This window comes from Mycobacterium montefiorense (genome assembly GCF_025823255.1).
Lineage (GTDB): Bacteria > Actinomycetota > Actinomycetes > Mycobacteriales > Mycobacteriaceae > Mycobacterium > Mycobacterium montefiorense.
This window is the reverse complement of sequence record NZ_JACKVL010000012.1, coordinates 711,409-737,684: the sequence shown is the minus strand read 5'-3', so window position 1 is coordinate 737,684 and position 26,276 is coordinate 711,409. Positions and strand designations below refer to the sequence as shown.

The following is a 26,276-nucleotide window of genomic DNA, read 5'->3' as shown; positions in this document are numbered from 1 at the left end:
TCTAAAACTGACGGACATCGTTGACAGTCCGGGTCTCCGAGCACTAGGAGACCTGCATGAGCGAACCGCTGCTGCCCCGTGAAGTCCGTCGTCGGTTGGCGATCATCCAGCACGCCGAGGAAGTGAGTGGCAACGTCGCGATGACGTGCCGCTATTACGGGATTAGTCGGCCGACGTACTACACCTGGTTGCGGCGCTACCGTGAGCAGGGCATCGATGGGTTGCGGGATCTATCGCGACGACCACACCAGAGCCCTAATGCCACCCATGTCGATGTGGTCGGCAAGATCCTGTACCTACGTCAGAACTACGATTTCGGGCCCGGCAAGATCGCGATGTACCTCAAGCGCTACCACGACGTTGAGGTTTCCCAGTCCGGCGTCTGGCGCATCCTCAAGCGCCTAGACCTCAACCGGCTGCCGGCATCACAGCGCTACAAACGGCTCGACAAACGATGGCAACGCTACGAAAAACAGCTCCCCGGCCACCAGGTCCAAATCGACGTCAAATTCGTTGAGCCACTGAAGACCACACCCCGATCAACCACCCGCCGACGCTCCAAGTACTACCAATTCACCGCGATCGATGACTGCACCCGGCTCCGCGTGCTGCACATCTACCCACGCTGCGACCAGAAAACTGCGATCCAGTTCGTTGACTACGTACTAGAGCGGCTGCCATTCCCGGTGCAGGTCATCCAGACCGACAACGGCCCGGAATTCCAGTCAGCCCTCCACTACCACGTGCTAGATAAAGGGATCGGGCACCGCTACATCAAACCCCGCACTCCCCGCCTCAACGGCAAAGTCGAGCGCTCCCATCGCATCGACGCCGAAGAGTTCTACGCCCTACTCGACGGCATCGTCATCGACGACGCCAAAGTCTTCAACAACAAACTCAGAGAGTGGGAGGACTACTACAACTACCATCGCCCCCACGGCGGCCTCGGCGGCCAGACACCCTACGAACGACTACGCCAGAAAACCCAGACCCGGCCGTAATCGATGACCGTCAGTCGCACACNGAGTGGGAGGACTACTACAACTACCATCGCCCCCACGGCGGCCTCGGCGGCCAGACACCCTACGAACGACTACGCCAGAAAACCCAGACCCGGCCGTAATCGATGACCGTCAGTCGCACACCTTGGAGGTGAGTTACCCCTTCGGGGATGTCGTGCTCAGCGAGGGGCACGAGCCGCTGCTCCTGGTCTCAGCCGGCATCGGATGCACGCCGATCATCGGCATGCTTAATCATCTTGCGGCGACATCCAGTACCCGCAGCGTCGCCGTGCTGCACGCCGATCGGTCGGCTGCCGGTCACGCTCACCGGGCCGAACTGATCGAATTGGTCAAACAACTGCCACATGCACGGCTGCACCGGTTCTACGAGGACCTCGGTGAACGGCAGCCCGACGGCAGCGTGCGTCTAGGTCGGGTCGATCTCGACGCGTTGCCGATCGAGCCCGGCACACGCGCCTACCTATGTGGCCCTTTACCTTTCATGGCCGCCGTCCGCGACGCGCTGATCGCGCAGGGCGTACCGGGGGAAAACATCCACTACGAAGTGTTCGGCCCGAATACTGGGAGCCTCCAGCCGGCATAGCGAAGCCGGCGCTGTCTGCTGGAGGGGTCAGCCCGCAGATGACGGTCCTCTAGCCAGTGGGCGTGAACGTGTAAGTCTCACCATGGGAGAGATAGACGAATTGCGTACTTGCGGTTGAGGATTCGGCAGCCTTCTTGAAGTCGTCAAGTCCGGACATAAACACTGAGAAGTCGTTGTAGTGGATCGGGATCGCGGTGTGGGGCCGCGTGATCTCAACCGCTCGCACCGCCTGCTCGCCGGTCATCGTGACGACTGTGACAAGAAAGGTGGTGCCACCGGCGTGAATCAGTCCGAGGTCGATGTCGGGGTAGCGACGGGGGATGTCCTCGAGGTCGTCGACGAGCATGGTGTCGCCGGTGATGTAGAGACGGTAGAGATGATCGCCGCCACGGTTGAAATCGAGCAGATGCCCGTTAACGGGCATCAGTAGTTCGTCAACGGCGTCGTCTGTGGCGTGTTTGCCCGGCATGGCGGTTATCGTCAGCTCCGCCTCGCCCTTGCGGACCACCAGTGATTCCCAAGTTTCTAGCGGGTAGCCGTGCGTGAAGCCCAACGCAGTCAGCTTGTCGACTGCGTCAGCCGTCGACACGATGGGCAGAGTCTTGTCGAGTTCACGAGCGGCGACGTCATCGAAATGGTCACCGTGGTAATGGGACAAGACGACTAGGTCTATCGGGGGCAGGTCTGAGATCTGACACGCCGGCTCGACCTCGCGCCGGGCCCAAATCCCATGGCCCAAAAAGACGTGCTCACCCTTGTGTAGAAAGGCGGGATCAGTCAGCACAGTCAGTCCGCCGAAGCGGATCAAGGTGGTGGCGTTACCAATAAAATAAACTTCGCCCCGGCTGAAATCCGCAGTCTCACTACTAGTTAGATCCAAAGACTTCATCGCGGTCCTCTCATTTGGATGCAGCCCGGCTCGGCTCGCGTTGCTGAGGCCGCCGCGCCGTGCGGCGCACGTTGGCTCTCGTTTGCCATGGCAGCGACAGCCTCGGCGGTAGACGGAACGGCATGTGCGAGAAATGAGTAGTTGACTAAGGCAGCCCGGTAGCCGTCTCCGCGGGTCGGGTGCCGGGGGCCGGCGGTAGCATCGCGGACCACGGCTACTTCGAATCCCTGCTCGAGCAAGTCCCGTAGGTGCGATTCCACACAGATATTGGCGAGCATGCCGCACAGGACCACCTTGTTGATTCGCCGCTTGCGCAGTTGCAGCACCAAGTCGTTGGTTTGCGGTCCCCACACTTTGTGAGGACTGGCGACGACGGTCGCTGGGTCCTCGATGAACGGCTTGAACTGGTCGAGCCAATCGGCACCTGAATCAACGAAGCCGTCAAGGCGCAGCGGACCAACGCGTGCGAATGTGCTGGTGCGAAGTTCATCTGCCTCCAACGGACCGTTAAACAACCAACGGTGGTCGGTCGGATAGAAGTAGTGCGGAGAGATAAACACGGCGTAGCCGCCCGCCGCGGCGGCTACAAAGATTTCGACGAGGTTCTCGACAGTCCTATTCTCAGTTACACTGGCGCCCAATACATCCCAATTCCTGCCCGAAGGGGAGAGCACGTCGTTCTGCGGATCGATGACAACTACGGCGGTGTCGATGGGGTCGTATTTCACGGTATAGCTCCTTGGCTACATGGGCCTTCAGGGAGAAACGGACCATGCGGACGGTTATGCAACTTCCCTCGTCGCCGTCAATGGGTTTGGATACAGACTGCGATGCCTGGCCGATCGGATAAAGGGCCAATTTCGGATTGCTGTGATCGCCGCCGCCGATTAATCCAGAATGTTTACTTCTAGCGTGGTTAGTATTTGCGAGTGGAGCTGCGACAGCTTGAAGCCTTCGTTGCTGTGGCTACGGAGCTGCACTTCGGTCGCGCTGCACAAAAGCTGCACATCGGGCAACCAACGCTGAGCGATCTGATCCGGCGTTTAGAGCGCGAGCTGGGAGCGGCGCTGTTAACGCGCAACACCCGCCGAGTCGCCTTGACCCCCGCCGGAGCGGAGTTGCTCGACCGCGCCAAAGTCGTTCTCGATGAGGCCGCCGCTGCCACCGCCGCGGTACATCGATTGGCCCAGGGCGACGCCGGCACCGTGCAGTTGGGTATCACGCCGCCAGTCGGGCGGCTTCTCGCACCCCACCTTGCGCAAGCCTTGCGCTCCGAGGCACCCGACGTCGACCTTGCTATTCAGCGGATGTGGCTGACCGACCTCAACCGTGCTGTCGCCGAGGGGACAGTCGATGTCGCAATCACCTGCGGACTGGTGCCAGACCTCCCCGGAGTCGTAGCAGAAGTATTCTGCGGCGAGATCTTGCTAGTCGGACTGAGGACGAATCACCGCCTTGCCATCCGCGAGACGGTAGCTCTGGCCGAATTGGCGGGTGAGACGCTCGGCGTTCACAGTGCGGCACTGTTCCCGGCATGGGCGCTAGCCGAACGGCAGGCCCTTGAGGCTGCCGGGATATCACCGCACACTATCGAGCTCCTAGATTCCGATTTGTCCGCTTGCCAGTGGACGGCGCAGCCGGACGTCGACTGGATCCTTACGACGGGCTCTATTGCCGGGTCCGAGATGACCGCCCCGATGCGGCGCGTGATGCCCATCCAGCTCGTGCCGTACGTGTTGCGATGGAACCCTGAACGGGTCTCGACCGTCGCTGTGCACCGTTTAGTGCACTTGGCGCTTACCATCGATGTGCCCACCGGGTGGGCCACCCTGCCTGACCACTTGAGGCACAACCCACGCTGAATGCGCCGCGGAGCGACGGATCTTCCTGCGCACAATGCAACGGATGACCCCGCGAATGAGGATGACCGGTGTCGTCGGAAATATTTGCCGACGTGACGGCGCTAACACGAAACGCGGTTGCTCTGAGGGTGGTTGAGCTGCACCCACTATGGGTTGGGCTGCCGACGTCATACTGGTTGTCAGTTGGCTGCACGCACGTCGAGAGAGATGATTTAGGGCCTGCTATGAACATAGGGAATCAAGTCGACGTCAAGAAAAGGCGTCGGCCCACACTGACTACGTACGCAGTTGAGCGCAGCGACACCCGCAAAGCGCTCGACGATCCGGCCGGCTACTGGGTCGACCACGTCTGTGCAAATCACGGTTCATTGCACTTCCTCTTTCCCGACAAGGCGATGTTCAGAGCGGGCAGCATCGTTCAGCGCGACGGTGATTACCTACTGGTCGATTTCTGGTCAGAGGGCTTGCACTACGTAAAGACAGCCGCCGACGTGCGGGCCGACGGTGATCGCGGAAGCATGTTGTTCATCGCCCGCACCGGAGTCATCGACATCGAGCAGGACGGCGTCCAGGTACGTCTGCAGCCGGGCCAGGCACTTCTGCTCAGCAAGTCTCGCGCTCTTCGGATCCACCATCGTTCCTGGGCGCGGGGCTGGACGTTCGATGTCGCGGACGCCCGCAGACCCACCAACATGCCGCGCGGCCCGGTCGCCATGGACTTTCGAGGTGGGCTCGGCTCCGTGGTCAGCGCCATGATCTCGACCTTGAGCGGGCAGCATGAAACCCTCGACGACTACGAGTTCTCGCGTTCCTGCGCCACCATCAGTGACCTGCTATCGACTTGCATGCTCGGTCGCGGTGGAGGTCCGGACACTCTCGGTTCGGTCGAGCAGGCAGTACGTGAGCATGTCGCCCGGCACGCAAGCGATCCAGACCTCACGCCACGTAGCGTCGCCCACTCATTGGGATGGTCGGTCCGTCAAATCCAGCTGGCCCTTCAGCGGGCCGGGACCACGACCAGCGACCTGATCCGCTCAACACGGCTCACTCGCGCCGCGGACCTGCTGCGCCAGTCGCCGTCGAATACTTCGATCGACAGCGTCGCCATCGCTTGCGGCTTTCGTTCGAGAAGCACCTTCAACACTGTGTTCAAGAAAAATTTCGGCCACACCCCCAGCGAGGCACGCGCATACGGCGTACTGGAAGAGATTTCCGACCACCGTGCAGATCTCATGTTGCCCGCCACGCGGAATTGATCCACTGCAGATAGGCGTAACCGACTGCGGCTCTTGAGCGTTGCGAAGTAGATGTGCTCGACTCAGCTAATTTTTTCGGCGCCACCGGATGCGATTTCGCTGGCAAGCGGAGCAACGGCAGCGATGATCTGCCCCATTGTTCTCGGCGGAACTCCGGCGGTGGTCAGCGCGTGAACCAAATGCTGAACGACTAAATCGAAGTGGTGCATGGCAATTCCCCGCCCCTGATGCACTTGCTTCATCGATGCGCCCGTGTAGTCCGTGGGCCCGCCCAGCGCAGCAGCGAAAAACTCGACCTGTTTACCCTTCAGACGGCTCATGTTCGTTCCGGTGAAGAATGCTGAAAGTTGGTCGTCGGCAAGCACGCGGTCGTAGAAATCTTCGACCACGCACTCGATAGCCTCGTATCCGCCGATTTGCGTGTAGATGCTTGCTGCGCTCTGAGTCATCCGTTCATGATCTAGGCCCGCCCGAAGGCGCGCCACGACCCAATCACTTCGACGTGAAAGTCCTGACCTACCAGCCTGCTTCAGGGCGTGTATGGGCGGCGTGAACCTGCCGCAAAATGGAAAACCGTTGGACGACACGCCTTGGCATCGGAAGTCGAAGCTAGTGCGCGGCGCGTGGTTCCAATTCCGCGGAGTGAGATACCCGATTGCCCCCGGCACGTTTGGCCTCATACATCGCGGCGTCGGCGGTGCCGATCAAGTCGTCGATGACTTGCATGTCGGGTATCGCCGACAGCTCTGTCAGTGCGATCGCGGATGTCCCGATGCTGGCGGTAATCGGGAAGGGAACGTCGGCTACCGCCTGGCGGAGCCCTTCGGTCATATTCGCGTGCTGCGGCGTGGCGGCGGTATCGACGACGACGAATTCCTCGCCGCCGATACGAGCGATCACCGCAGCCGGCCGGCAGTTCTGCTCGAGAGCCGAGCCGACTGCCACCAACGCCTGATCACCGACGGCATGCCCCTGGGTGTCGTTGATCTGCTTGAAGTTGTCCAGGTCGATCACCGCCGTCACCAGATACGTTCCGGCTGGGCGGCCGTGCAGCGCCATCAGCTCGGACACGGCGTTGTAGAACGAGCGCCGGTTGTGCAAGCCGGTGAGTGAATCGCGGTCAGAACTTCGGAGGTCGTTGCGCAGCGTATGCATCAACGACAGAATGCCAAACGGGACACCGAGATTGAGCACCGCAACGGTTATCAGCCCGGCGCTGATCAAGGCGACATCGCCAGTCTCCACGATGAATCGATGCGCCAGGATCACCGCGCAAGTCGCCGCCACGGCGAAGTTGGTCAGCACGAGGCGAATCGAGTGGAAGTACGCGATGAAGCCACCGAGGACCGCAAAGATCGTGCATCCCATCAGACCGGTGTAGGGGTTGGACAAGAACAAGGACCCGACTGCGATGGCCGCCATTGCCGAAAACGCGAAGAGGATCGACTCTCGGCGGCTGGGCCAACGGATCAGCCACAGCGTTGCGCCGACCAGCCCCAGGGCCGATATCGCGACCGATACCGCCCGCGCGGCCGGCTGGGCAGGCCCGGTAGGGCTGGACAGCAGGATCGCCGGCAGCGCCGACTGCGCGGCAATGACAATGAAATTCGATCTTTGCCAGACGGTTTGCAGACCGCGGTTTTTTAAATAAGCAGTGAGCAGGTCGTAGTGATCGGATTGTTTCACTACCGACCCACCCGTGTGGAGCCAGCGGGAATTACCAGCTGGAGAATTTCGAGTCGCATATGTGAAATCACATTCGTCACTCAAAGAGCGCCACGTAGCGCAGTTGCCGGTGTGCGCTGACAAGTAAATAGGGACCGCGTCGCGGTCCACCCTACGAGGGGGTAGCGCGCTTACCACCCATTGGGGTAGCCGGCATCGAGAAATGGGGTGGCAGCCGCGCTGGTCTCAGCATTCCAGCAGGTTGTGGCCTTGCCGGGTGAGACTGTGGTCGCCTACGAGCACTGCGTCATCACCCCGTCATGACGGGTGCTGCTACGGGAGCAGCCATCGACGGCCTCATTCAACTTCTCCGTATTCGTCGAACCAATAGGCGAGTTTGCCGCGCCGGCTTACTGCACGAAGCCTGGATTCGGCCGCGGCCCGCGTTTTGCTGGTAGTGACGATCAGCAATTCGTCGCCGGTCTTGATCCGGGTGTCGGGAATTGGCACGAAGGTGTGGCCGTCGCGGATGATCAGCGTGATGACGGCAGGGTCGGGTAGCCGGAGTTCGACGATGGTGACACTGTGCAGCCGCGACGGCGCTTGCACCGTCATGGTCAGCAGTTCCGCGTCGAGCATGTCTAGAGGCGCAGCCTCGACTTGGATTTCCCGGGTGGATTCACGGGCGATCAGGCCCAGTCGCTGAGCCACCGGGCGAAAGCTGGGGCCCTGCACCAAGGTGAACACCACGACGAGCACAAACACGATGTTCAGCAAGCGATAGCTGTCGGCCACTCCGGCGACTACCGGAAAGGTCGCCAACACGATGGGGACTGCGCCCCGCAGGCCGGCCCACGAGAGGAATACCTGCTCGCGCCAGGGAACGCGAAACCATACGAGCGAAACCACGACCGACAGCGGCCGGGCGACGAGCAGCAGGACGAGTCCGACGACGACCGCGGCGACCATGTCACCCGCCAGCGCGCTGGGGTTCACCAACAGTCCGAGCAGCACGAACAGCCCGATCTGCGCCAACCAGCCGACTCCTTCGGCGAACGACCGGGTCGCCGACTTGTGTGGCAAGCCTGAGTTAGCCAACACCACCGCGGACAGGTAGGCGGCGATGAATCCGCTCGCATGCGTCTCGCCGGCGGCGGCGAACGCGACAAGCCCCAATCCGAAGGTCGCGATCGGGTACAGACCCGAGGCCGGCAACGCGATGCGTCGCAGCCCGAAGGAACCCAGGTACCCAATGGCCACCCCGATCGCGACACCACCGAGGAGTTCACCGGCCAGGTCGGTGACCGCGCCCTCCGGCTCGAACACGAAGGGCGTGACACTGAACATCAGCACCAGAATCACACCGGGCGCATCGTTGAAACCGGACTCGGCCTCGAGCAGTCCGGCCACCCGCCGGGGCAACGGGAGCACCCGCAGGACCGAGAACACCGCGGCGGCGTCCGTCGAGGAAACAATGGCTCCGAGCAACAAGGCGAGCTGCCAGTCGATGTGAAGGAGTAGGTGCGCCCCCAGGGCAGTGATCACCGTGCTGATGACGACGCCGATTGTGGCCAATGCGGTCGCGGGTGCCAGCACCTTCCGAATGTCGGCGAACCGGGTGGTCAGACCGCCTTCGACGAGGATCACGGCCAGCGCCGCTGTGCCCATGTTCCTGGCTAGTTCCACGTCGTCGAACTGAAGACCGAGCGCGTCCTCGCCCAGCACGACACCGACCAACAGGAAGAAAAGGAGGCTGGGAAACCCGACGCGACTTGCCACCCGAGTGCCGACAATGCTGGCCAGCAGCACGAGGCCACCGATCAGCAACGCCAGATACAGCTGTTGCAAGCTCATTACATTCCCGTCCGGATATGTCCCGGCAGCCGGTGCCGGGTCGGCACTCATCTGCGACGAAGGCACTGCCCTTGGCGTGCTGCCAGTAAATCAGCACCAGGCCGCGCAGCGCTCGGTGTGGTTGGTGAAGTATCCGGACCCTGCCACCCTCGATGAGACAAGATGGCTGAGTGGTGAAGCGAAAAATGCGAATCGCGATTGCCGGCGCGGGCAAGATCGGCCGTTCGATCGCGGGCGAGTTGCTGGAAAGCGGCCACAAGATTCTGTTGATTGAACGCGAACGCAGCAACTTTGAACCAAACACGGTTCCCGATGCGGACTGGCTGAATGCGGACGCTTGCGAGCTGACAGCATTGCAAGAGGCGGGCCTTCAGACGTGCGACGTCGTGATTGCCGCAACTGGAGATGACAAGTCCAATCTGGTGGTGGGCCTGCTGGCCAAGGTCGAATTCGGGGTGCCCAGGGTGGTGGCACGGATCAACGATGTCCGCAACGAGTGGCTCTTCACCCAGACATGGGGTATCGACGTGGCCGTCTCGACGCCGGAGGCCATGGTTGCAGGAATCGAGGGCGCCATCGACGTTGGCCACTTGGTGCGATTGATGGCCCTTCACGAAGGACGAGCAGCACTAACGAAACTGACGCTGCCCGAACGTGACCCACTCGTTGGGCAGCAAGTGCGCGAATTGGATTTGCCTGAGGCCACCGTTTTGGTCACCGTGCTCCGAGGAGACAACGTGATAGTTCCTCAGCCCGGCGAGGTGCTCGAAGCCGGCGACGAGATGTTGTTCGTCAGTAACAACTTCCCGGACCTATCGAGCAAGGCCGACACAGGCGGGCCCCTGTGGGAGACGATCCGAAAAGTCTGGCGCAGGGACGCCCAGCGCGGCCTCGGCTCCGGATCATCGAACGCGAAGTAGTTACCGGCCGGCATACGTTTTGTGCGGCAACTCAATTCACGTTCTGCCGTGCGCAACCCAGGACATGACTACGGCAGCACCGTGTGCATCAGCATCACGTCGTACGCCGACCACAGCGATAGGTTGAAGTAGAGGTCCCGACCCGACGACCAGGGATGGATCATAGGCGCGTAGATACCGCCGGGCATCTGGAACGACGAGACGAGCGGCTGCTCTGGACTCCACGGCCCTTGCGGCGTCGGCGCGGTCCGTGCCACCACGTCGTTACTGCCACCGTTGGTGTACAGCACCAGGTACTGCTTCAAGTAGCTGTTGTACTGGGCCGACATCTCGCCGACCGGCCCGGGCCAAAGCGGCGTCGCCGCGCCCGGGTTGGCCGGGACCCAGTGCCCGCCGTTGTCGCCGTTCCAGTACTGGTACTTGCTCAAGTCCGGCAGCTGACCCGGGGGAACGCGCGACAGGAATGCCGCACCACCACGTCCCGACGGCGTCCCGAAGTTGTAGATATAGCCGTCGTTGCCCTTCATGAAGGCGCCCATTTGAAAGTTCTCATTGCCCGGGGTGAACCCGGCGCCCGGCACGGTGTCGGCGCCGGCAGTGCGGATGCTACCGGGGAATATCCCCCAGTTCTGGCCGTTGTCGTTGGACCTCGCGATGGCCGAATAGTTCGTCGACCATTCGCCGTCATGTCCCCATTGCCGAATCGACATGTAGCTCATGTACTGCGTTCGGCCCAGCGACATGGCCGACGTCGGGATGATTCCCGTTTCGTGACTCGCCTTGTGAATGGTGTTCACGACCTGCTTGGAGAGGCCGTTGGTCCACACCGGGGAGCCGGAGTAGTTGTTGTTGGGCACACCGTCCGCGATGTGGATTCCCTGAGACAAGTCATGGTCATTGCTGCGGAACAGCACGTTGTACCGCCATTGCTGGCCGCGGACCTTGCAGTAGCCGAAGGTGTCACCAAAAGCCATCAGGGCCTGGCGGTTCGTAGGATCGCCGTTGTCCCAGACGATTCCGAGGTCCGTCCCGGAAATGCCGAAACGTTGCAGCGTCTTGTTCGGGCCGTTGGGGCCGGTCACCCAGTCAACCAACGACGTCGGCGCTCCCGCGATCTGGGCCGGAGGCGGGGGTGCCGCCTCGGGAGCCGGCTGTGCCGCCGGCTGCTGACCCGGGGCCGCGTTCGGCCGCAACGGTGTGACGTTGGGTGACTGCGGGCCCCCCGGCGCGGGCGGGTTCGGCCCCGGCGGTGGCACTACACCCGCCTGCGGGACCATCGGAGCCGAGTATCGCTGGCCGGGAGCCGTCGGCGTAAGCAACGAAGCTATCAGCGGCCCCAACTTCGGCAGCGGCGCCTGGTCATTCGCGTGCGAAGGCCTTCGCCCAGTCGGCGGTTGAACAACCGGCTGCGGCGCGGGCATGGCCGGCGGCGCAGCCGGAGGTTCGACGTTCGCCTCGGGTGCACCACATGGCGTGGCGTTTGCTGATGGCGCGGGTCCTGCCGCAACGATGTATGCGATAGCGGCCACCGGCACCAGCGCTAGCGACATAGTCCGAAGAATCCCCGACAAAGTCACACCTTTCCAGGAGCGAGACGCCACATTGACGTTCGCAGTTGGCGTATGTGACAATAGTGACTTAAGGGGCTTCTGTGACTAGCCAGCAGCTAATAGGTATCCATCCGTGACCGGGTCGCAACCCTGGTTTCCAGCGCTCCCTCCGCACGTTTGCTAGCCGACTTCGTCAGGCGCACTCCCGGTGCTTGACGTGGCCGATCGAGCAGCCGCCCCACCAACACACCTCGAAGCGCCGACGAACGGTGCCTGCTCTGCGCATTGTGCTGTTATCCGCGCTACCCGCGGTGCTAACATCACCACATCTGATCCGTATATCGGATTGCAATGGACCGTTATACGGATAATGCTGCCACATCACGAGTAAGGCTCTGACATGACAAGTTCGGATATCCGGCTCATTGCTTTGTTGCCCGCCGCAGGCATCGCCATCACAGCGGCGGTGTGGATCGGTCACAGCCCCGGCGGGATCGTGAGCGCGACGCCCACCACGACGACGCCCTCCGACTCGACAACAACGGCGACGACAACTACGACCACGACACTGACTCCGCCCGAGCCGCCACCGCTGCCGTCGTCTGCGCCCTCGTTGCCGTCCGAGGCGCCGCCGCTACCGTCCTCGGCTCCCCAGGTTCCCCCACCTCCTTCTGCGGCCCCCGCGCTACCACCGGCGCCGCGGTAGCGCCGCACGGCGGGTACGCGCCCGTCAGCCGGCCTGTCGAAATCCGATGGGCCGTCAGGGAATCCTGAGACACCGCCGACAACCTGCGTTGCCAGGTCAGGACGGGTACGCTCCCATCCGCAGCACACCCGGACTCTCGGGTGCGCGCTTCGCCAAGGAGGGCGAGCGGTGAGCACAGGTGATGGTTTGCAGCCCAAACGATTTGGAACCGGACGCGCTTACCTTCGGCGAGTGGTGGCTGCCTCCATGGCTGGCACCGTCGTCGAATGGTACGAATTCTTTCTCTACGGCACCGCGGCCACGCTGGTGTTCGGCAAAGTCTTCTTTGCCCAGGGGGGCAACGACCTTGACGCCATTTTCGCCGCCTTCGTGACTTACGCCGTCGGCTTCGCCGCCCGCCCGCTGGGCGGCATCGTGTTCGGCCAACTCGGGGATCGGCACGGACGCAAGAAGTTGCTGCAGCTGAGCCTGCTGCTAGTGGGTGTCGCCACCTTCGGAATGGGATGCCTGCCAACGTTCGCTCAGATCGGGTACTGGGCCCCGGCCCTGCTGGTGACGCTGCGGTTCGTCCAGGGCTTTGCCGTTGGCGGCGAATGGGGCGGGGCCGTTCTGCTTGTCGCCGAGCACAGTCCGAATGCCAGCCGCGGTTTCTGGGCGAGTTGGCCGCAGGCCGGCGTGCCGGGCGGGAACATGCTGGCCACCGCGGTGCTCCTGATTCTCACCTCGACGCTGTCGAATGCGGAGTTCCTCAGCTGGGGCTGGCGAGTGGCTTTCTGGCTGTCCGCGATCGTCGTTCTGATCGGTTACTACATCCGCACCAAGGTCACTGACGCCCCAATCTTCCTCGAAGCGCAGCGACGAGCAACGCATTCCGAATCGACTCGAGCCGGCGTGCTCGAGGTGTTAAAGCGTTACCCGCGTGGCATTTTCACTGCTATGGGACTACGCGTGGGCGAGAACATCATGTACTACCTGGTGGTCACCTTCTCGATCACCTATCTCAAGGTGCAGGTCCACGCCAACACCAAGGCGATCTTGTGGTGGCTACTGGTCGCGCATGCTGTGCATTTCGCGGTCATTCCCCTATTCGGGCAACTCAGTGACCGAATAGGCAGGCGCCCAGTCTATTTCGCGGGTGCCGTCGCTGCCGGCACCTGGGGATTCTTCGCATTCCCAATGATGAACAGCGGCAACAACGCGATCATCATGTCGGCGGTGGTGACCGGTTTGGTGTTCCACGGAGTGATGTACGCGGTTCAGCCGTCGACCATGGCCGAGATGTTCCCGACCCGGATGCGGTATTCAGGAGTGTCGCTGGGTTATCAGGTCACGTCGATAGTGGCCGGGTCGCTGGCGCCGATAATCGCCGTGCAACTGCTCAAGACCTATAACTCATCGGTGCCCATCGCCTGGTATTTGGCGGCAGCCGCGGCGGTGAGCGCCCTGGCCGCTCTGGCAGCCCACGAGACCAACGGCATCGATCTCGCCGACGTTGATCTTGCCGACTCCCGGCACGCGGCCGCGCTGTCGGATCCCTTTCCCCGGCCTCCGGATGAACCCGAACCGACCGAGCTCGTCGGAGGCGCTGTCTAGTCGCCACCCGCCGCTGAGCAGGGCAATCGTCGTTAGCTCAGGTCAGAGCGGCGTCAGCGAATGATGAGGCAAGTTGTTCTGCCATGTTTGCCCGCGCCCAGGGATGGTAATGCCCCAACAGGGTGTGCGCGTTGGCCGGCCTACGCGCACATCTAGGTCCCGTCGGTTCAGCCCGAGAGCCGACGGGTCCGCCATTTTCCGGGTCATCCAGGAGTACCGTGCGCTGGTATGGATGGCTCGGCAAACGTATGGATTCTGGGCGGCTATCAGAGTGACTTCGCCCGCAATCTCACCAAAGAGAATCGCGACTTCGCCGCACTGACCGCCGAGGTCGTCGACGCCACTTTGGCCGCGGCCAAGGTCGACGCCACAGACATCGGAGTGGTCCACGTCGGAAATGCGTTCGGCGAGATGTTCGCCAGCCAGGGCCACCTTGGCGCCATGCCAGCGACGGTGTGCGACGGGCTCTGGGACACCCCGGCCTCCCGACATGAGGCCGCGTGCGCGTCCGGCAGCATCGCTGCGCTGTCGGCGATCGCGGACCTGCGTTCAGGCGCCTACGACACCGCCCTGGTGATCGGCATCGAGCTGGAGAAGCCCGTGCCCGGGGACATCGCCGCCGTGTATCTCGGCGCCGCCGCCTGGACCGGACACGAGGGTGCCGGCGCTCGCTACCTATGGCCGTCGATGTTCGCCCAAGTCGCCGACGAGTACGACCGGCGCTACGGCTTGGACGACACCCATCTGCGGGCGATCGCACATCTCAACTTCACCAACGCGCGGCGCAACCCCAACGCCCAAACCCGCGGCTGGACTGTCCCCGACCCGATCCCCGACGACGACGCGACCAACCCGATCACCGAAGGCCGGCTGCGGCGATTCGACTGCAGTCAAATGACCGACGGCGGTGCGGGATTGGTCCTGGTGAACGACGCCTATCTGCGGGACCATCCCGATGCCCGCCCGATCGGCCGTATCGACGGCTGGGGGCACCGCACCGTCGGGTTGGGCCTGCAGCAAAAACTGGACCGGTCCGCCGACGACCCCTACGTACTCCCCCACGTGCGGTCCGCGGTGCTCGACGCGTTGCGCCGCGCCCAGGTAACGCTCGACGACATCGACGGGTTCGAGGTGCATGACTGCTTCACCCCCAGCGAGTACCTGGCCATCGACCACATCGGGCTGACCGGCCCGGGCGAATCCTGGAAGGCCATCGAAAACGGGGAGATCGAAATAGGCGGCCGGCTCCCGATCAACCCCAGCGGCGGGCTGATCGGCGGCGGACACCCGGTCGGGGCGTCCGGCGTGCGGATGCTTCTTGATGCGGCTAAGCAAGTCAGCGGCGGGGCCGGTGACTATCAAGTCGAGGATGCAAACACCTTCGGAACGCTGAATTTCGGCGGCAGCACCGCCACGACGGTCAGTTTCGTGGTCAGTACAACCAAAGGCGCGTGACATGGATGTCGAGATCGTCGGCAAGTTCCTGTCGACCCTGCCCGAAGACGACGACCACCCCTACCGCACCGGCCCGTGGCGACCCCAGACCACCGAATGGGACGCCAACGACCTCGTCCCGATGGAAGGGGAAATCCCCAACGACCTCGACGGCATCTACCTGCGCAACACCGAGAACCCGCTGCATCCGGCGTTGAAGACCTATCACCCTTTCGACGGCGACGGCATGGTGCATGTGGTCGGCTTTCGCGATGGAAAAGCCTTCTACCGCAACCGTTTTATCCGCACCGACGGCTTCCTGGCCGAGAACGACGCCGGCGAGCCGCTGTGGCCGGGGCTGGCGGAGCCGGTGCAGTTGGCCCAGCGCGAGGAAGGCTGGGGCGCGCGTACCAAGATGAAGGACGCCTCGAGCACCGACGTCATCGTGCACCGCGGCATCGCGCTGACCAGCTTCTACCAGTGCGGGGATCTGTACCGGATCGATCCGTACTCGGCCAACACACTCGGCAAGGAAAACTGGAACGGGCACTTCCCTTTCCAGTGGGGCGTGTCCGCGCATCCAAAGGTGGACAACAAAACCGGAGAACTGCTCTTCTTCAACTACAGCAAGCAGGACCCGTTCATGCGCTACGGCGTCGTGGACGAAAGCAACGAACTCGCCCACTACGTCGACATCCCGCTGCCGGATCCGCGGCTTCCCCACGACATGGCGTTTACCGAAAACTACGCCATCCTTAACGATTTCCCGTTGTTCTGGGATCCGCGGCTGCTCGAACACGATGTTCACCTGCCGCGCTTCTACCCGGACATCCCGTCGCGCTTCGCGGTGATCCCGCGCCGCGGCTCGACCGCGGACATCCGATGGTTCGAGGCGGACCCGACGTTCGTGCTGCACTTCACCAACGCCTACGAGGACGGCGACGAGATCGTGCTGGACGGCTTTTTCGAAGGCGATCCCCAGCCGCTCGACACCGGAGGAACGAAGCAGGAGAAGCTATTTCGCTTCCTCGCGCTGGATCGCCTGCAGGCCCGGCTACACCGGTGGCGCTTCAATCTGGTCACCGGCGCAGTGAAAGAGGAGCAGTTGTCGGACTCCATCACCGAGTTCGGGACCATCAACTCCGACTACGCGGGCGGCACTTACCGCTACACCTACGCCGCCACCGGGAAGCCGGGCTGGTTCCTGTTCGACGGGTTGATCAAACATGACCTGCGCACCGGAGGCCAGGAAGGCATCTCATTCGGCGACGGTGTGTACGGCAGCGAGACCGCGATGGCGCCGCGGGTGGGTGCCGCCGCTGAAGACGACGGCTACCTGATCACTCTCACCACCGACATGAACACCGACGCGTCCTATTGCGTGGTGTTCGACGCTGCCCGGATAGCCGACGGGCCGGTGTGCAAACTGCAACTGCCGGAACGTATTTCCAGCGGTACCCATTCGACGTGGGCACCCGGGTCCCAGCTGCGACGCTGGGACAGCGCCGAGTCCGCGGCATCGGCCGTGGGGCTCTGAACCCCGCGCCCCTGCGACACGTCACCATAAGATGGCACAGAACAACCAACAGCCCCGTCGGACAACGCACTGGCCCATCCAGCTGGCGCCGATCGGCGCCATTCGCTTCGCCCGCCGGTCGTCGAACTTCGAAGAGACCGTGCGGTTCTACCGCGACCTGGTCGGGCTGCCACTGTTCGAGACATTCGAGGACAGCTATGGCAGCAACGGAGCGATTTTCGGTATGCCCAGCTGGAACCTGACGATGGAGATCGTGCAGGCCCTCGACGGCGACGTCGTGGTCGACCACCACGAGCAACTGTGCCTGTACTTTCCTGACCAGCCGTCGCAGCAGGCGGCGGTCGCGCGATTGCGGGAGGCGGGGCTCGAAGCCGAGCCGCAGCATCCGTACTGGGAGGCGACGGGCGCGGTCACCTACCGCGATCCCGACGGCCGCGAGGTCGTGTTCGCGCCCTTTGTGTTCGGCGTCAACGAGCCCGGCGACAGCTCCGTCTCAGGCAAACACGAGTTCCCGTCGGTCTGACGTCTCACCGCCTGGAGCGACCGGAGACGATGGCGGCGAGCAGCGACGCAACCGAACACACGACCGCGGCGACCCCGCCGACATAGAGTCCGTACTCCGCATTCACCGGCGGATTGACATTGAGCTTGTAGTACCATGCCACCAGCGCCGCGATAAGCAGCGAAATGACCAGCGCAGCAATCGAAGCAAGCCGCACTGACAAGCCACGACCCACCATCGCCCCGGTCACCAACAGGGCCGAGGACAGCAGCACAATGAGCTGGCCCGCGCCGAATCCCGGCGGAAGCTGCAGGCTGCCGTGCTTGCCGCCGATCGCACTGGCCCAGCCACCGCCGCCGACCGACGTCGTCAGCCAGGGCAACCAGGCGCTGGCCGAAACGACCAGGGCAAACAACGCCACCAGCCATCCGGGACGCAGGCGGCGGGTCATGGGTGCGACCTTAATAGGGCGCCGGACCGGCCGCCGCTCGCCACGCGCTACGCCGCGGGTGCGACGGTCACGCCCGGTTCATCCGGCGGGTTTGACGGCGAGGACCTGATCCACGCCCATCCGGCCTTCCTCGAACGCCAGCATGCCGCCGGCCAGATACAACCGCCAGACGCGGGCGACCTCATCGCCCAGCAGGTCCACAAACTCGTCGAAGCGCTCTTCCAGCGTCGCGATCCAGCACTGCGCGGTGCGGGCGTAGTGCTCACGCATCGCCTGGACGGATGCCACCTCGAAGTCCGCATCCTGCAGGTAACGCAACGTCTGCCAGAGCGGTCGCATGTGCATGTCGGCGGCGATGTAGGCCTCGATGAACGCTCCCCCGCCCGGCGCCGCGTCGGCCCGACGCGACATCTGCTGCAGCAACAGCTTCGCGCCGGGTTTGAGCGCGCGGCCAAGGATCCGCAGGTAGACCGGATACCAGTGCTCGCCGACGTGTTCGCCCATCTCGATGGAAGCGACGGCATCAAAGACCCCCGCCGACTCCGGGTCATTGCCGAAGTCGCGGTAATCCTGCAACCGAACCTCGACGCTATCGGCCAGCCCGCGCTCGGCAGCCCGGTCTTCGATGAACTGGCGCTGCTGGCCCGAGAGCGTGATGCCGGTGGCGCGCACGCCGTAGTGCCGCACCGCGTACAGGATCAGCGACCCCCAGCCGCAGCCCACATCGAGGAGCCGCATGCCCGGTTCGAGTTCGAGTTTGCGGCAAATCAGATCCAGCTTCGCGGTCTGTGCGTCGTGCAGCGATTGGCTTTCATCGGTGAAATACGCCGCCGAGTAAGCCATGTGGTCGTCGAGCAGCAGCCGGTAGAAGTCGTTGGACAGGTCGTAGTGATGAGCGATCACCGCTCGATCGCGTCGGCGGCTGTGCCGCCGGCCGGATAGCCGCGCTTCGCTGGCCGGGATTGCAGGCGGCCCTCCAATGGCCCCGAGCCGCGCCGCGCGCGCCGCCGCCACCATCGCGCCCCGGGCGGAGACCGAGGCGACGGGGTGCGAGCGGGTCAGCCGCCAGGCCCGGCGCAGGCCGTCGGCCAGATCGCCCTCGACGTCGATATCACCGGTCACGTAGGCGCGGGCCAGGCCTAGTTCGCCTGGGCGCCAAAGCAATCGGCGCAATGCGCGTCGGGAACGGACTATCAGAACCGGACCCTCTGGCTCGTTTAGCGGGCCGGCTTCACTTCCGTCCCAGGCGCGTAGCCGAACCGGCAGTTCGAGACCGACGGTGGTTGCAAGCAGGTCCGCCAGGCGGTCAGCGGCCGACGCCACGATCTCCGTTGCGGTTGGGATCTGGAGTGGTGAACACGGTGACGAATCTTTCCAGGGATTCGTCGATGTCGCTTCTCAACGCCGCCGCGACGATCATGCCGATCGGCCCGAACAGCGCCGGGCCACCGAGGTGCACGTCAAAGCTGACGACCGAACCGTCGGCTTTCGGCTTGACCTTGGCTATCAGCTTGACCTTGACGCCGCCGACGCCGGCACCGTTGAGCGTCATGCCTTCCGGCGGCTTGTAATGCACGATCGTCCACTTGATCCGATTGAGCATGCCCTTGACCTCGACGATCGATTCGATGACCGTGCCCTTTCGCAGGTCGTCGGGCAGCTTGCTGCGCCACACCCGGTGGATGCTCAGCCAGTCCTTGAAGCGGGACAGATCGGAGGCGTGCTTCCAGGCCTCGTCCGGCGGCAGCGGTACGTCGATCGATCCGGACAGTTTCGCCATGCGCTAGCCCTGCTGGCCGTCCGGGGCATCCGGGTTAGCGGCCTTCTTGGCTTCTTCGGCCACCTTGTGGATGGTGTCGGAGTACTTGCCCTGCGTCTTGTCGTCGACGAACTCGCCGGCCTTGTCGATCGCCGTCTCCACCTTGTCGGCGTTCTGCGCCAACAGGTCCTTCGCCTTGTCCAGGAATCCCATGCGCTGTCCCTTCCCCGCCAATCCCCGGGGCTGCCGGGGATCCTTCTTTGCTGGTAGAACCCTACTGGCCGGAGTCAGGACCATCCTCATCGCCCTAGTCGGCTTCGGCCTGGTCGGCCCGCCACAACCGCGGCTCGATCCCGAGCATCCTGGCCCGGATCCACCAAGTCGCCTCGACCGCCGCGGCGCCCAACACCCCGATCCCTAACGCGGTCGAGGTGATCACCAGATTCGACGGGTCGAGCAGAAACTTCCGCTGCGCCAGCGGGACACTGAAGATCGCGACATAGGCCAGCCCGCAGGTAGCCACCAGCGCGACCCGCCACCACTGGTAGGGACGCGCCACCACCGCGAGCACCCACAGCGCGGTCACCAGCAGCGTGATCAGCGCGGCGGTCGACGCTTGGTCCTGTTCGGCGAAGGTGGCATGGCGGCCCCGGTAGGCCACCAGGTAGGAGACGAAAGTCGCGGTGCCAACGACCAATCCGGACGGCAGCGCCGAGGTCAGCACACGCCGGACGAAGCCGGGATAAGCACGTTCGTTGTTGGGAGCCAGCGACAAGACGAACGACGGGATACCGATGGTGAACCACGCGGCGATCGTGACGTGGATCGGCTGGAACGGATAGAGCAGCGGATCTGCTCGCAGGGTTTTGGACAGCAGACACTCGATACCGACGAACAACGCGAGCAGCACTGAATACACCGTTTTGGTGAGAAACAGGTTGGCCACCCGCTCGATGTTGCCGATCACTCTGCGACCCTCGCCGACGACATAGGGAAGCGTGGCAAACTTGTTGTCCAGCAACACTATCTGTGCTACCGCACGCGACGCCGGGCTACCTGCGCCCATCGCCACGCCGATGTCGGCGTCCTTGAGGGCCAGCACGTCGTTGACGCCGTCGCCCGTCATCGCAACGGTGTGTCCGTGCGCCTGCAAAGCGTGCACGATGGCGCGTTTCTGATCGGGCCGCACCCGGCCAAAGGTCGTGTAGGCGTCCAGTGTGTCGGCAAGTTCGCCGGGGTCGGTGGGTAGTTGGCGTGCGTCCAGCGCCTCACCGGGCAGCCCAAGATTGGCGGCCACCGCACCGACTGAGACCGCGTTGTCGCCGGAGATCACCTTCACCGAAACATCTTGGGCGGCAAAATACTCCACTGTCTCGCGGGCGTCCGGGCGCACCTTCTGTTCCAGCACCACCAGCGCGGCCGGCGTAACTCGACCCGGCGCGCCGGGGTCGTCCATCGCTACCTCGGCCGCGCCGAGCAGCAGTACCCGCATTCCTCGCGCCCCGATCCGTTCGGCCTGCGCAGCCGCCGCCGAAGCCGGGTCGAGCAACACGTCTGGCGCACCGATGACCCAGTTGCCGTGATCGCAGTAGGACACGCCGCTCCATTTGGTCGCAGACTTGAAAGGCGCTGTGGCCGTGGCTACCCAGCCGGGCGGCTGGTCAAAGGTTTCGGCGATCGCCTGCATGCTGGCGTTGGGACGCGGGTCGGCCGCGGCCAGCGCGGCCAGCGCATCCGCGATGGCCGCCGACTGCTGCGCGGCGAGTTCGGCGACATCGCAGACCCGCATCCCGCTTTCGGTCAAGGTGCCCGTCTTGTCGGCGCAGACCACGTCCACGCGAGCCAACCCCTCGATCGCGGGCAATTCCTGCACCAGGCAGCGACGCTGCCCCAGCCTGATCACGCCGACCGCGAACGCGATCGATGTCATCAGCACCAGACCTTCGGGCACCATCGGCACCAGCGCACCCACCGTCCGCAGCACCGACTGCTGCCACCCCGCATGCGTGGTGAACAACTGCGTGTAGATCGTCAGCAGGCCGGCCGGCACCAACAGGTAGGTGATGAACTGCAGAATGCGGTTAATGCCATTGCGCAGTTCGGATTTCACTAGTGTGAATTTGCTGGCCTCGTCGGCGAGCTTGGCGGCGTAGGCCGCCGGGCCGACCTTGGTGGCCCGGTAGGCGCCGGTGCCGGCGACGACGAAGCTGCCCGACATGACCACGTCACCGGCATCCTTGCCGATCGGGTCGGCCTCACCGGTCAGCAGCGATTCGTCGACCTCCAGGTTCTCCTCCTCGAGAACCTCGCCGTCGACCACAATTTGATCGCCCGGGCCGAGCTCGATGACGTCGTCGAGCACCACCTCGCTGGGCGACAGCGTGTGAGTCCCGGATTGCCTGCGCACCAAAGGTTTCGCCTGTCCGACGATCGCGAGGGCGTCCAGTGTCTGCTTGGCCCGAATCTCCTGCACCATCCCGATGACGCTGTTGGCGATGATGAGTAGGCCGAACAGCCCGTTGATCAGCGAACCGGTTGCCAGCACGATCGCCAGCAGCACGCCCAGGATTGCGTTGATCCGGGTGAAGACGTTGGCGCGAACGATGTCCGCGGTGCTGCGGGCGGCGCGGGCTGCAATCGCGTTGGTATTACCTTCGGCTACCCGTTGCGCCACCTCGGCGGCGGTTAGCCCGCCGTTCATCGGGTGAACGTTCCCAGCTTGTCGGTGTCGTAATACTCCAGATTCAGTGTGTTCGGGGAAAACACAGCCTTGGAAATCGTTCCTGGAGGCGCATTTTCGTCCGTTATCGAGAAGGTGAACGTATCGCCATCCCAGTGCGACAGGGCGAACACCTGATTCTTCGGACCCAATGCCAGCTGCAGTTGCCCGTTATTTTGGGTCACGACTGCCGGACCCCAGTAATCGCTGGCGTAGACGCCGAGGTAGTCGGTGAGCGGTCTGGCCGGCGCGGGATTGGCCGGGGGCTGCTTGCCGACCAGCGAGCCCTGCGGGTTGTTCATCCAACCGAGCGCGTGGTTGTACAGACTCACCCAGTTCTCCCGAACTTGGCCGTACTGCACGAGATGCATGAATTGCGCGGTCAGCGCTTCCGGAATCCCATACGGTGCACCATTGGTCAGCGCGATAATGCCGACATCCTCCGACGGCATCACCACAAAGTTGGTCGCCGCGCCCGACGAAAAGCCTCCGGAGTGGCTGTACTCGGTGCGCCCCGACGAGCTCACCGTGGCGTTGAAACCTTGACCATAGGTGCCGGCTCGCGCTTTCGGCGATGACGCGGGCATCGAGATCACCTGCGGCGTGATGGCGGACAGCAACGCCTCGGGCGAGGTGATCTGCTGTCCGTTGTAGGTTCCGTTGGCCATCACCATCGTGAGCCAGCGCGCCATGTCGTTGATCGACGAGCTCACTCCGCCGGCGGGCGTCTGCGCGTCGGCGTCGCGCTGGAAGCGTGGCTCCCACTTGTCCCCGGCCTTGACGTGCAGCACCGCACGGTTGGGCCTGGCCAGATAATCGGCGTACTTGGAACTCGTCAACGCCATACCCAGAGGCCGGTAGAGCGCCTCGTCGGACAGGTCCTCCCAGGACTTGCCCGCCGCGGCCGCCACCGCCTCGGCGGCCGCGGTCAAGCCAAAGTTGGTGTAGGCGTAGCTGCTTCGAAACGGCGCCAGCGGTAGATATTTCAGCCGCTCCAGCACCTGCCGGCGGTCATAGCCGAGATCTTCCAGTTTGTCGCCGGCGTGGTCGGGCAGCCCGGAGCGGTGCGAGTACATGTCAGCGACGGTCACGTGACCGGTGACGTAGGGATCCGACAGCGCGAACCATGGCAGCTTGGCCGCCACTGGCGTGTCCCAGGTGACGACGTTGTTGGTCACCTCGTGTGCCACCACGGTCGCGCCCACCGATTTCGACACCGAGGCAAGCTGGAAAACGGTGTCAGCGTCGACCTCGTTGTCTTGACCCGTGCCTTTACTGGCATCCTTGCGCCGAAGCCCTTGGCGTACACGGCTTTTCCGCCGCGGACAATGGCAACGGACATGCCCGGAACGCCGGTGCTGTGCATCAGGTCGTTGACCAGGCCGTCGACCTTCGAAATGGCCTCGTCGATGCGGCCGGGCGGAATGTCGGTACCCGACACCTCGTTGGGAGGCGCGTCAGACAACGCCGGCGGCGGGCTCGACACGGGTTGCCCAGATCCGCATCCGACCAATGCGAGCAACACCATCACCACAACAGCGGCACGTGCCGCGCGTTTCGTCATGCCCGCAGACTTTAGCGTGCCGGTCCGATGGGAGTATCGGCATTATGGCGTACGAACCAGACATCCTCGCCCCAGCTCTCGACATCGTCTTCTGCGGCATGAACCCCGCGACAACCGCGGCCGTCGACGGCCATAACTTCTCGAACCGGAGCAACCGTTTTTGGTCCGTACTGCACCTGGCCGGATTTACCGATACGCGATTGCGGCCCGAAGATGAGCGCCGGCTACTCGACTACGGCTGCGGTATCACCGCGGTTGTCAGTCGGCCGACTCGACAGGCCAGCGATGTCTCGACGGAAGAGTTCCGGCGGGCCCGACCCGAATTCGAGGCGAAGATGCGCCGCTACGCGCCGCGAGCGATCGGATTCCTCGGGAAACGCGCCCTGGCGGCGATGACCGGCCGACCGAAAATCGGCTGGGGCCCCTACAGTCCCGGGTTTGCCAACACCACGGCATGGGTGCTGCCCAATCCAAGCGGCCTCAACAGAGGATTCACGCTGAACGATCTCGTTAGCGCTTACACCGAACTACGTTGTGCGCTTGGCGAATCCGGTTTTACAACCGCCACCACGGGTTGAATCGCAGGGGCCCGGCGGGGTCAATGCGTTGTCCGGGCGCGGGAATCGCGACCGTGACTTCGGCGGCTTGCGCAGCCGCCAACATCCGCTCCACCGGTCCTGCCCAGGGGTGCGGCGCCAGCCGGAAGGTGCACCAGTGGATGGGCACCAGAAGCCCGGATCCGGCGGCGGTGAGATCCAGGTGGGCTCGCACCGCCTCCTCGGGATTCATGTGCACGTCCGGCAATCCCGGCATATAGGCGCCGATGGGCAATAGTGTCAGATCGAACGGTCCGTGATCGGCGCCGATCTGCTCGTAGCTTTTCGTGTAGCCGCTGTCCCCGCCGAAATAGGCGCGGTGGCTGGGGCCGATGATTCCCCACGATGCCCACAGCGTGGTGTTGCGGTCCAGGAACCGGCCCGAAAAGTGCCGTGCCGGCAGGCAAATCAGGTTCAGTTCGTCGACGTGACCGGTTTCATTCCAGTCGAGTTCGACGACGCGATGACCGGGTATGCCCCACGAGCGCAGGTGAGCGCCCACGCCGAGCGGCACGAAGAACGGCGCCCGCTGAGTGCGGGCGAGTGCGAGGACGGTGTCGATGTCGAGGTGGTCGTAGTGGTCATGGCTGATCACCACGGCGTCGATCGCAGGCAGCGCTTCGAGCTCCAGTGGCGCCGGATGCAGGCGCTCCGGTCCGATCACGTCCGACGGCGAGCAGCGCTGACTCCACACCGGATCGGTAAGCACCCGGTAACCGTCGATCTCCAGCAGGGCAGTGGAATGGCCCAGCCAGCTGACGGCCAATCCGCTGGGGTCGGCGTCGAACGCCCCGGGCGCCGCCAACGGGATTGGCGCGGCCGGCCGGCCCCTGCCGCGTGTACCCACGAACTCCCTCGCAATCAGCGCGAGCTGCTCGCGATCCAAGTTGGGATTCGAGGCGGCTTCGAGGTTGGCGAAGACGCCGTCGCGGACATTCGGCGAGTGCTGCGTCACCGCCCGGATCGACGACGGGTCGGCTCCGAGTGCAGCCGGAGCGCCGTGCAGCGCGCGCAACATCCACCCGCCTGCGGCGAGCGTGACTGTGCCGGCGGCAAGGCGCAGCGCGGCGGGGACCATGACCGTCAGGCCCCCTGGAACCTAGGCGCCCGCTTCTCTATCCGGGCGACCTGCGCTTCGATGACGTCCTGACTGCCCCAGGCCTTGTCGAAGAGCTCCTTGTGCACTTGCCCTGCCTCCTCGATAGCGTCGTCGTTGAGTACCCGCTTGGCGTGCTGGATCGCCAGCGGCGCCAATCCGGCGATCTCTTGCGCCCAGGCCTGCGCATCTTCGAGAGTGCCAAGGCGGTTGGCCATCCCGGTCTGCAGCGCTGTCTCGGCGCTCAGCTTCTCCGCGGTCAGCAGCATCGCCCGGGCCCGGCCGTGACCGACCAACGACGACAGCCGCCGGATGCTCCAGTTATCAAGGGCAAGACCGTATTTCGAAGTCGGAAACTGGAAGAACGCATCCGGGGCGACGACCCGCAGATCACATTGCATGGCCAGCTGCAGGCCCGCGCCGATAGCCGGCCCGTTGATGGCGCCGATCACCGTGATGGGAGCCGCGTCCAGGGCCTTGTGCAGTTCGATGAGCCGGTCCGGGTAGTCGGCGGCGAACGCGTCGCCGCTCAGGTCAGCACCGGCGCAGAACACCGTGCCCTGGCCGGTCAGCACGATCGCGCGGGTGGATCCGTCAGCGGCCTTCAGCACCGCCTCCCGCAGCTCCTCGACCAGCTGCGAGTTCAGGGCGTTGCGACGCTCAGGACGCTGCAACTCGATGGTCATTACGGCTTCGACCTGCGTGATACCGATCATGG

The 26,276-nt window shown here is 63.9% G+C and carries 25 protein-coding genes and 2 pseudogenes; 11 read left to right on the top strand and 16 right to left on the bottom strand.

Features of this window, described 5'->3' with window-relative positions:
* Positions 1-56: 56 nt before the first annotated feature.
* From H7K34_RS13325 to H7K34_RS13320, 3 genes and pseudogenes are all read left to right on the top strand, one after another.
* Positions 57-1,001: an IS481 family transposase gene (locus H7K34_RS13325; protein WP_264062407.1), complete on the top strand. Its 945-nt coding sequence runs from the start codon at positions 57-59 to the stop codon at positions 999-1,001.
* Entirely contained in the window at positions 905-1,123 is a 219-nt protein-coding gene (locus H7K34_RS26925) for an integrase core domain-containing protein (RefSeq protein ID WP_372510760.1), read from the top strand. The genes H7K34_RS13325 and H7K34_RS26925 overlap by 97 nt, the downstream gene beginning before the upstream one ends.
* 29 nt (positions 1,124-1,152) lie before the next feature.
* Positions 1,153-1,605 (top strand): annotated as a pseudogene (locus H7K34_RS13320) (hemin transporter); the annotation flags it as partial.
* A gap of 49 nt (positions 1,606-1,654) precedes the next feature.
* Here H7K34_RS13320 and H7K34_RS13315 read toward each other — a convergent pair.
* Together H7K34_RS13315 and H7K34_RS13310 are read right to left on the bottom strand one after the other, a co-directional pair.
* The gene (locus tag H7K34_RS13315) at positions 1,655-2,494 is read right to left on the bottom strand and encodes an MBL fold metallo-hydrolase (RefSeq protein WP_264062406.1); all 840 of its coding nucleotides are present in this window, start codon (positions 2,492-2,494) and stop codon (positions 1,655-1,657) included.
* Positions 2,491-3,222: a cysteine hydrolase gene (locus H7K34_RS13310; protein WP_264062405.1), complete on the bottom strand. Its 732-nt coding sequence runs from the start codon at positions 3,220-3,222 to the stop codon at positions 2,491-2,493. The genes H7K34_RS13315 and H7K34_RS13310 overlap by 4 nt, the downstream gene beginning before the upstream one ends.
* A gap of 201 nt (positions 3,223-3,423) precedes the next feature.
* Between H7K34_RS13310 and H7K34_RS13305 the strand changes: the two genes are divergently transcribed.
* Both H7K34_RS13305 and H7K34_RS13300 read left to right on the top strand, forming a co-directional pair.
* Positions 3,424-4,356: a LysR family transcriptional regulator gene (locus H7K34_RS13305; protein ID WP_264062404.1), complete on the top strand. Its 933-nt coding sequence runs from the start codon at positions 3,424-3,426 to the stop codon at positions 4,354-4,356.
* A gap of 224 nt (positions 4,357-4,580) precedes the next feature.
* Positions 4,581-5,612, top strand: coding sequence for a helix-turn-helix domain-containing protein (locus H7K34_RS13300; RefSeq protein ID WP_108924694.1), 1,032 nt, complete (start codon positions 4,581-4,583; stop codon positions 5,610-5,612).
* Between the two features lie 62 nt (positions 5,613-5,674).
* Here the strand turns inward: H7K34_RS13300 and H7K34_RS13295 are convergent, their stop codons facing one another.
* The 3 genes from H7K34_RS13295 to H7K34_RS13285 all read right to left on the bottom strand — a co-directional run bounded on the left by H7K34_RS13295 (position 5,675) and on the right by H7K34_RS13285 (position 9,131).
* On the bottom strand, positions 5,675-6,061 hold the full coding sequence (locus tag H7K34_RS13295) for a group I truncated hemoglobin (RefSeq protein ID WP_264062401.1): 387 nt from the start codon (positions 6,059-6,061) through the stop codon (positions 5,675-5,677).
* A 160-nt stretch (positions 6,062-6,221) separates the two neighbouring features.
* Positions 6,222-7,298 (bottom strand): GGDEF domain-containing protein, encoded by a 1,077-nt coding sequence (locus H7K34_RS13290; RefSeq protein WP_264062399.1) that lies wholly within the window; start codon positions 7,296-7,298, stop codon positions 6,222-6,224.
* A 336-nt stretch (positions 7,299-7,634) separates the two neighbouring features.
* Entirely contained in the window at positions 7,635-9,131 is a 1,497-nt protein-coding gene (locus H7K34_RS13285) for a potassium/proton antiporter (protein ID WP_264062398.1), read from the bottom strand.
* Positions 9,132-9,316: 185 nt separating this feature from the next.
* On the opposite strand from H7K34_RS13285, the gene H7K34_RS13280 reads away from it, so the two are divergent.
* Entirely contained in the window at positions 9,317-10,051 is a 735-nt protein-coding gene (locus H7K34_RS13280; protein WP_264062397.1) for a potassium channel family protein, read from the top strand.
* 68 nt (positions 10,052-10,119) lie between these two features.
* Here H7K34_RS13280 and H7K34_RS13275 read toward each other — a convergent pair whose 3' ends face one another.
* Together H7K34_RS13275 and H7K34_RS13270 are read right to left on the bottom strand one after the other, a co-directional pair.
* Positions 10,120-11,601: a DUF4185 domain-containing protein gene (locus tag H7K34_RS13275; RefSeq protein WP_264062396.1), complete on the bottom strand. Its 1,482-nt coding sequence runs from the start codon at positions 11,599-11,601 to the stop codon at positions 10,120-10,122.
* A gap of 477 nt (positions 11,602-12,078) precedes the next feature.
* Positions 12,079-12,315: a hypothetical protein gene (locus H7K34_RS13270; RefSeq protein WP_264062395.1), complete on the bottom strand. Its 237-nt coding sequence runs from the start codon at positions 12,313-12,315 to the stop codon at positions 12,079-12,081.
* 238 nt (positions 12,316-12,553) lie between these two features.
* Between H7K34_RS13270 and H7K34_RS13265 the strand changes: the two genes are divergently transcribed.
* The 4 genes from H7K34_RS13265 to H7K34_RS13250 all read left to right on the top strand — a co-directional run bounded on the left by H7K34_RS13265 (position 12,554) and on the right by H7K34_RS13250 (position 17,394).
* A complete protein-coding gene (locus tag H7K34_RS13265) occupies positions 12,554-13,900 on the top strand; it encodes an MFS transporter (protein WP_264062476.1) in 1,347 nt (448 codons plus the stop codon).
* Between the two features lie 228 nt (positions 13,901-14,128).
* A complete protein-coding gene (locus H7K34_RS13260) occupies positions 14,129-15,355 on the top strand; it encodes an acetyl-CoA acetyltransferase (protein ID WP_264062394.1) in 1,227 nt (408 codons plus the stop codon).
* 1 nt (position 15,356) lies between these two features.
* A complete protein-coding gene (locus tag H7K34_RS13255) occupies positions 15,357-16,871 on the top strand; it encodes a carotenoid oxygenase family protein (RefSeq protein ID WP_264062393.1) in 1,515 nt (504 codons plus the stop codon).
* Between the two features lie 31 nt (positions 16,872-16,902).
* A complete protein-coding gene (locus H7K34_RS13250; protein WP_264062391.1) occupies positions 16,903-17,394 on the top strand; it encodes a VOC family protein in 492 nt (163 codons plus the stop codon).
* Positions 17,395-17,398: 4 nt separating this feature from the next.
* Here the strand turns inward: H7K34_RS13250 and H7K34_RS13245 are convergent, their stop codons facing one another.
* The 7 genes and pseudogenes from H7K34_RS13245 to H7K34_RS13215 form a co-directional block, all read right to left on the bottom strand.
* Complete coding sequence (locus tag H7K34_RS13245; protein WP_264062390.1) at positions 17,399-17,824, bottom strand: hypothetical protein; 426 nt, start codon at positions 17,822-17,824, stop codon at positions 17,399-17,401.
* Positions 17,825-17,902: 78 nt separating this feature from the next.
* Positions 17,903-18,988: an SAM-dependent methyltransferase gene (locus tag H7K34_RS13240; RefSeq protein ID WP_264062389.1), complete on the bottom strand. Its 1,086-nt coding sequence runs from the start codon at positions 18,986-18,988 to the stop codon at positions 17,903-17,905.
* Between the two features lie 142 nt (positions 18,989-19,130).
* A complete protein-coding gene (locus H7K34_RS13235; protein ID WP_264062388.1) occupies positions 19,131-19,604 on the bottom strand; it encodes a type II toxin-antitoxin system Rv0910 family toxin in 474 nt (157 codons plus the stop codon).
* 3 nt (positions 19,605-19,607) lie between these two features.
* Entirely contained in the window at positions 19,608-19,796 is a 189-nt protein-coding gene (locus tag H7K34_RS13230) for an antitoxin (protein ID WP_108924668.1), read from the bottom strand.
* Positions 19,797-19,890: 94 nt separating this feature from the next.
* Complete coding sequence (locus H7K34_RS13225) at positions 19,891-22,284, bottom strand: cation-translocating P-type ATPase (protein ID WP_264062387.1); 2,394 nt, start codon at positions 22,282-22,284, stop codon at positions 19,891-19,893.
* Positions 22,281-22,604 (bottom strand): DUF3471 domain-containing protein, encoded by a 324-nt coding sequence (locus tag H7K34_RS13220; protein WP_264062475.1) that lies wholly within the window; start codon positions 22,602-22,604, stop codon positions 22,281-22,283. The genes H7K34_RS13225 and H7K34_RS13220 overlap by 4 nt, the downstream gene beginning before the upstream one ends.
* 153 nt (positions 22,605-22,757) lie before the next feature.
* Positions 22,758-23,606: pseudogene (locus tag H7K34_RS13215) on the bottom strand (serine hydrolase domain-containing protein); the annotation flags it as partial.
* A gap of 304 nt (positions 23,607-23,910) precedes the next feature.
* Here H7K34_RS13215 and mug point away from each other — a divergent pair.
* A complete protein-coding gene (mug, locus tag H7K34_RS13210; RefSeq protein WP_264062386.1) occupies positions 23,911-24,444 on the top strand; it encodes a G/U mismatch-specific DNA glycosylase in 534 nt (177 codons plus the stop codon).
* Here mug and H7K34_RS13205 read toward each other — a convergent pair.
* Together H7K34_RS13205 and H7K34_RS13200 are read right to left on the bottom strand one after the other, a co-directional pair.
* Positions 24,422-25,540, bottom strand: a complete 1,119-nt coding sequence (locus H7K34_RS13205) for an MBL fold metallo-hydrolase (RefSeq protein WP_264062384.1) — start codon at positions 25,538-25,540, stop codon at positions 24,422-24,424. The genes mug and H7K34_RS13205 overlap by 23 nt on opposite strands.
* A 5-nt stretch (positions 25,541-25,545) precedes the next feature.
* Entirely contained in the window at positions 25,546-26,274 is a 729-nt protein-coding gene (locus tag H7K34_RS13200) for an enoyl-CoA hydratase (protein ID WP_264062382.1), read from the bottom strand.
* Positions 26,275-26,276 lie beyond the last annotated feature (2 nt).

Excerpts from the sequence above, each read along its gene's own strand:
- H7K34_RS13250 (WP_264062391.1), top strand. The coding sequence starts at position 16,903 with ATGGCACAGAACAACCAACAGCCCCGTCGGACAACGCACTGGCCCATC.
- H7K34_RS13300 (WP_108924694.1), top strand. The coding sequence starts at position 4,581 with ATGAACATAGGGAATCAAGTCGACGTCAAGAAAAGGCGTCGGCCCACA.
- H7K34_RS13255 (WP_264062393.1), top strand. The coding sequence starts at position 15,357 with ATGGATGTCGAGATCGTCGGCAAGTTCCTGTCGACCCTGCCCGAAGAC.
- H7K34_RS13230 (WP_108924668.1), bottom strand. The coding sequence starts at position 19,796 with ATGGGATTCCTGGACAAGGCGAAGGACCTGTTGGCGCAGAACGCCGAC.
- H7K34_RS13265 (WP_264062476.1), top strand. The coding sequence starts at position 12,554 with ATGGCTGGCACCGTCGTCGAATGGTACGAATTCTTTCTCTACGGCACC.
- H7K34_RS13200 (WP_264062382.1), bottom strand. The coding sequence starts at position 26,274 with ATGATCGGTATCACGCAGGTCGAAGCCGTAATGACCATCGAGTTGCAG.
- H7K34_RS13275 (WP_264062396.1), bottom strand. The coding sequence starts at position 11,601 with ATGTCGCTAGCGCTGGTGCCGGTGGCCGCTATCGCATACATCGTTGCG.
- H7K34_RS13220 (WP_264062475.1), bottom strand. The coding sequence starts at position 22,604 with ATGAACAACCCGCAGGGCTCGCTGGTCGGCAAGCAGCCCCCGGCCAAT.
- H7K34_RS13235 (WP_264062388.1), bottom strand. The coding sequence starts at position 19,604 with ATGGCGAAACTGTCCGGATCGATCGACGTACCGCTGCCGCCGGACGAG.
- H7K34_RS13285 (WP_264062398.1), bottom strand. The coding sequence starts at position 9,131 with ATGAGCTTGCAACAGCTGTATCTGGCGTTGCTGATCGGTGGCCTCGTG.
- H7K34_RS13325 (WP_264062407.1), top strand. The coding sequence starts at position 57 with ATGAGCGAACCGCTGCTGCCCCGTGAAGTCCGTCGTCGGTTGGCGATC.
- mug (WP_264062386.1), top strand. The coding sequence starts at position 23,911 with ATGGCGTACGAACCAGACATCCTCGCCCCAGCTCTCGACATCGTCTTC.
- H7K34_RS13280 (WP_264062397.1), top strand. The coding sequence starts at position 9,317 with ATGCGAATCGCGATTGCCGGCGCGGGCAAGATCGGCCGTTCGATCGCG.
- H7K34_RS13205 (WP_264062384.1), bottom strand. The coding sequence starts at position 25,540 with ATGGTCCCCGCCGCGCTGCGCCTTGCCGCCGGCACAGTCACGCTCGCC.
- H7K34_RS13225 (WP_264062387.1), bottom strand. The coding sequence starts at position 22,284 with ATGAACGGCGGGCTAACCGCCGCCGAGGTGGCGCAACGGGTAGCCGAA.
- H7K34_RS13260 (WP_264062394.1), top strand. The coding sequence starts at position 14,129 with ATGGATGGCTCGGCAAACGTATGGATTCTGGGCGGCTATCAGAGTGAC.
- H7K34_RS13245 (WP_264062390.1), bottom strand. The coding sequence starts at position 17,824 with ATGACCCGCCGCCTGCGTCCCGGATGGCTGGTGGCGTTGTTTGCCCTG.
- H7K34_RS13295 (WP_264062401.1), bottom strand. The coding sequence starts at position 6,061 with ATGACTCAGAGCGCAGCAAGCATCTACACGCAAATCGGCGGATACGAG.
- H7K34_RS13315 (WP_264062406.1), bottom strand. The coding sequence starts at position 2,494 with ATGAAGTCTTTGGATCTAACTAGTAGTGAGACTGCGGATTTCAGCCGG.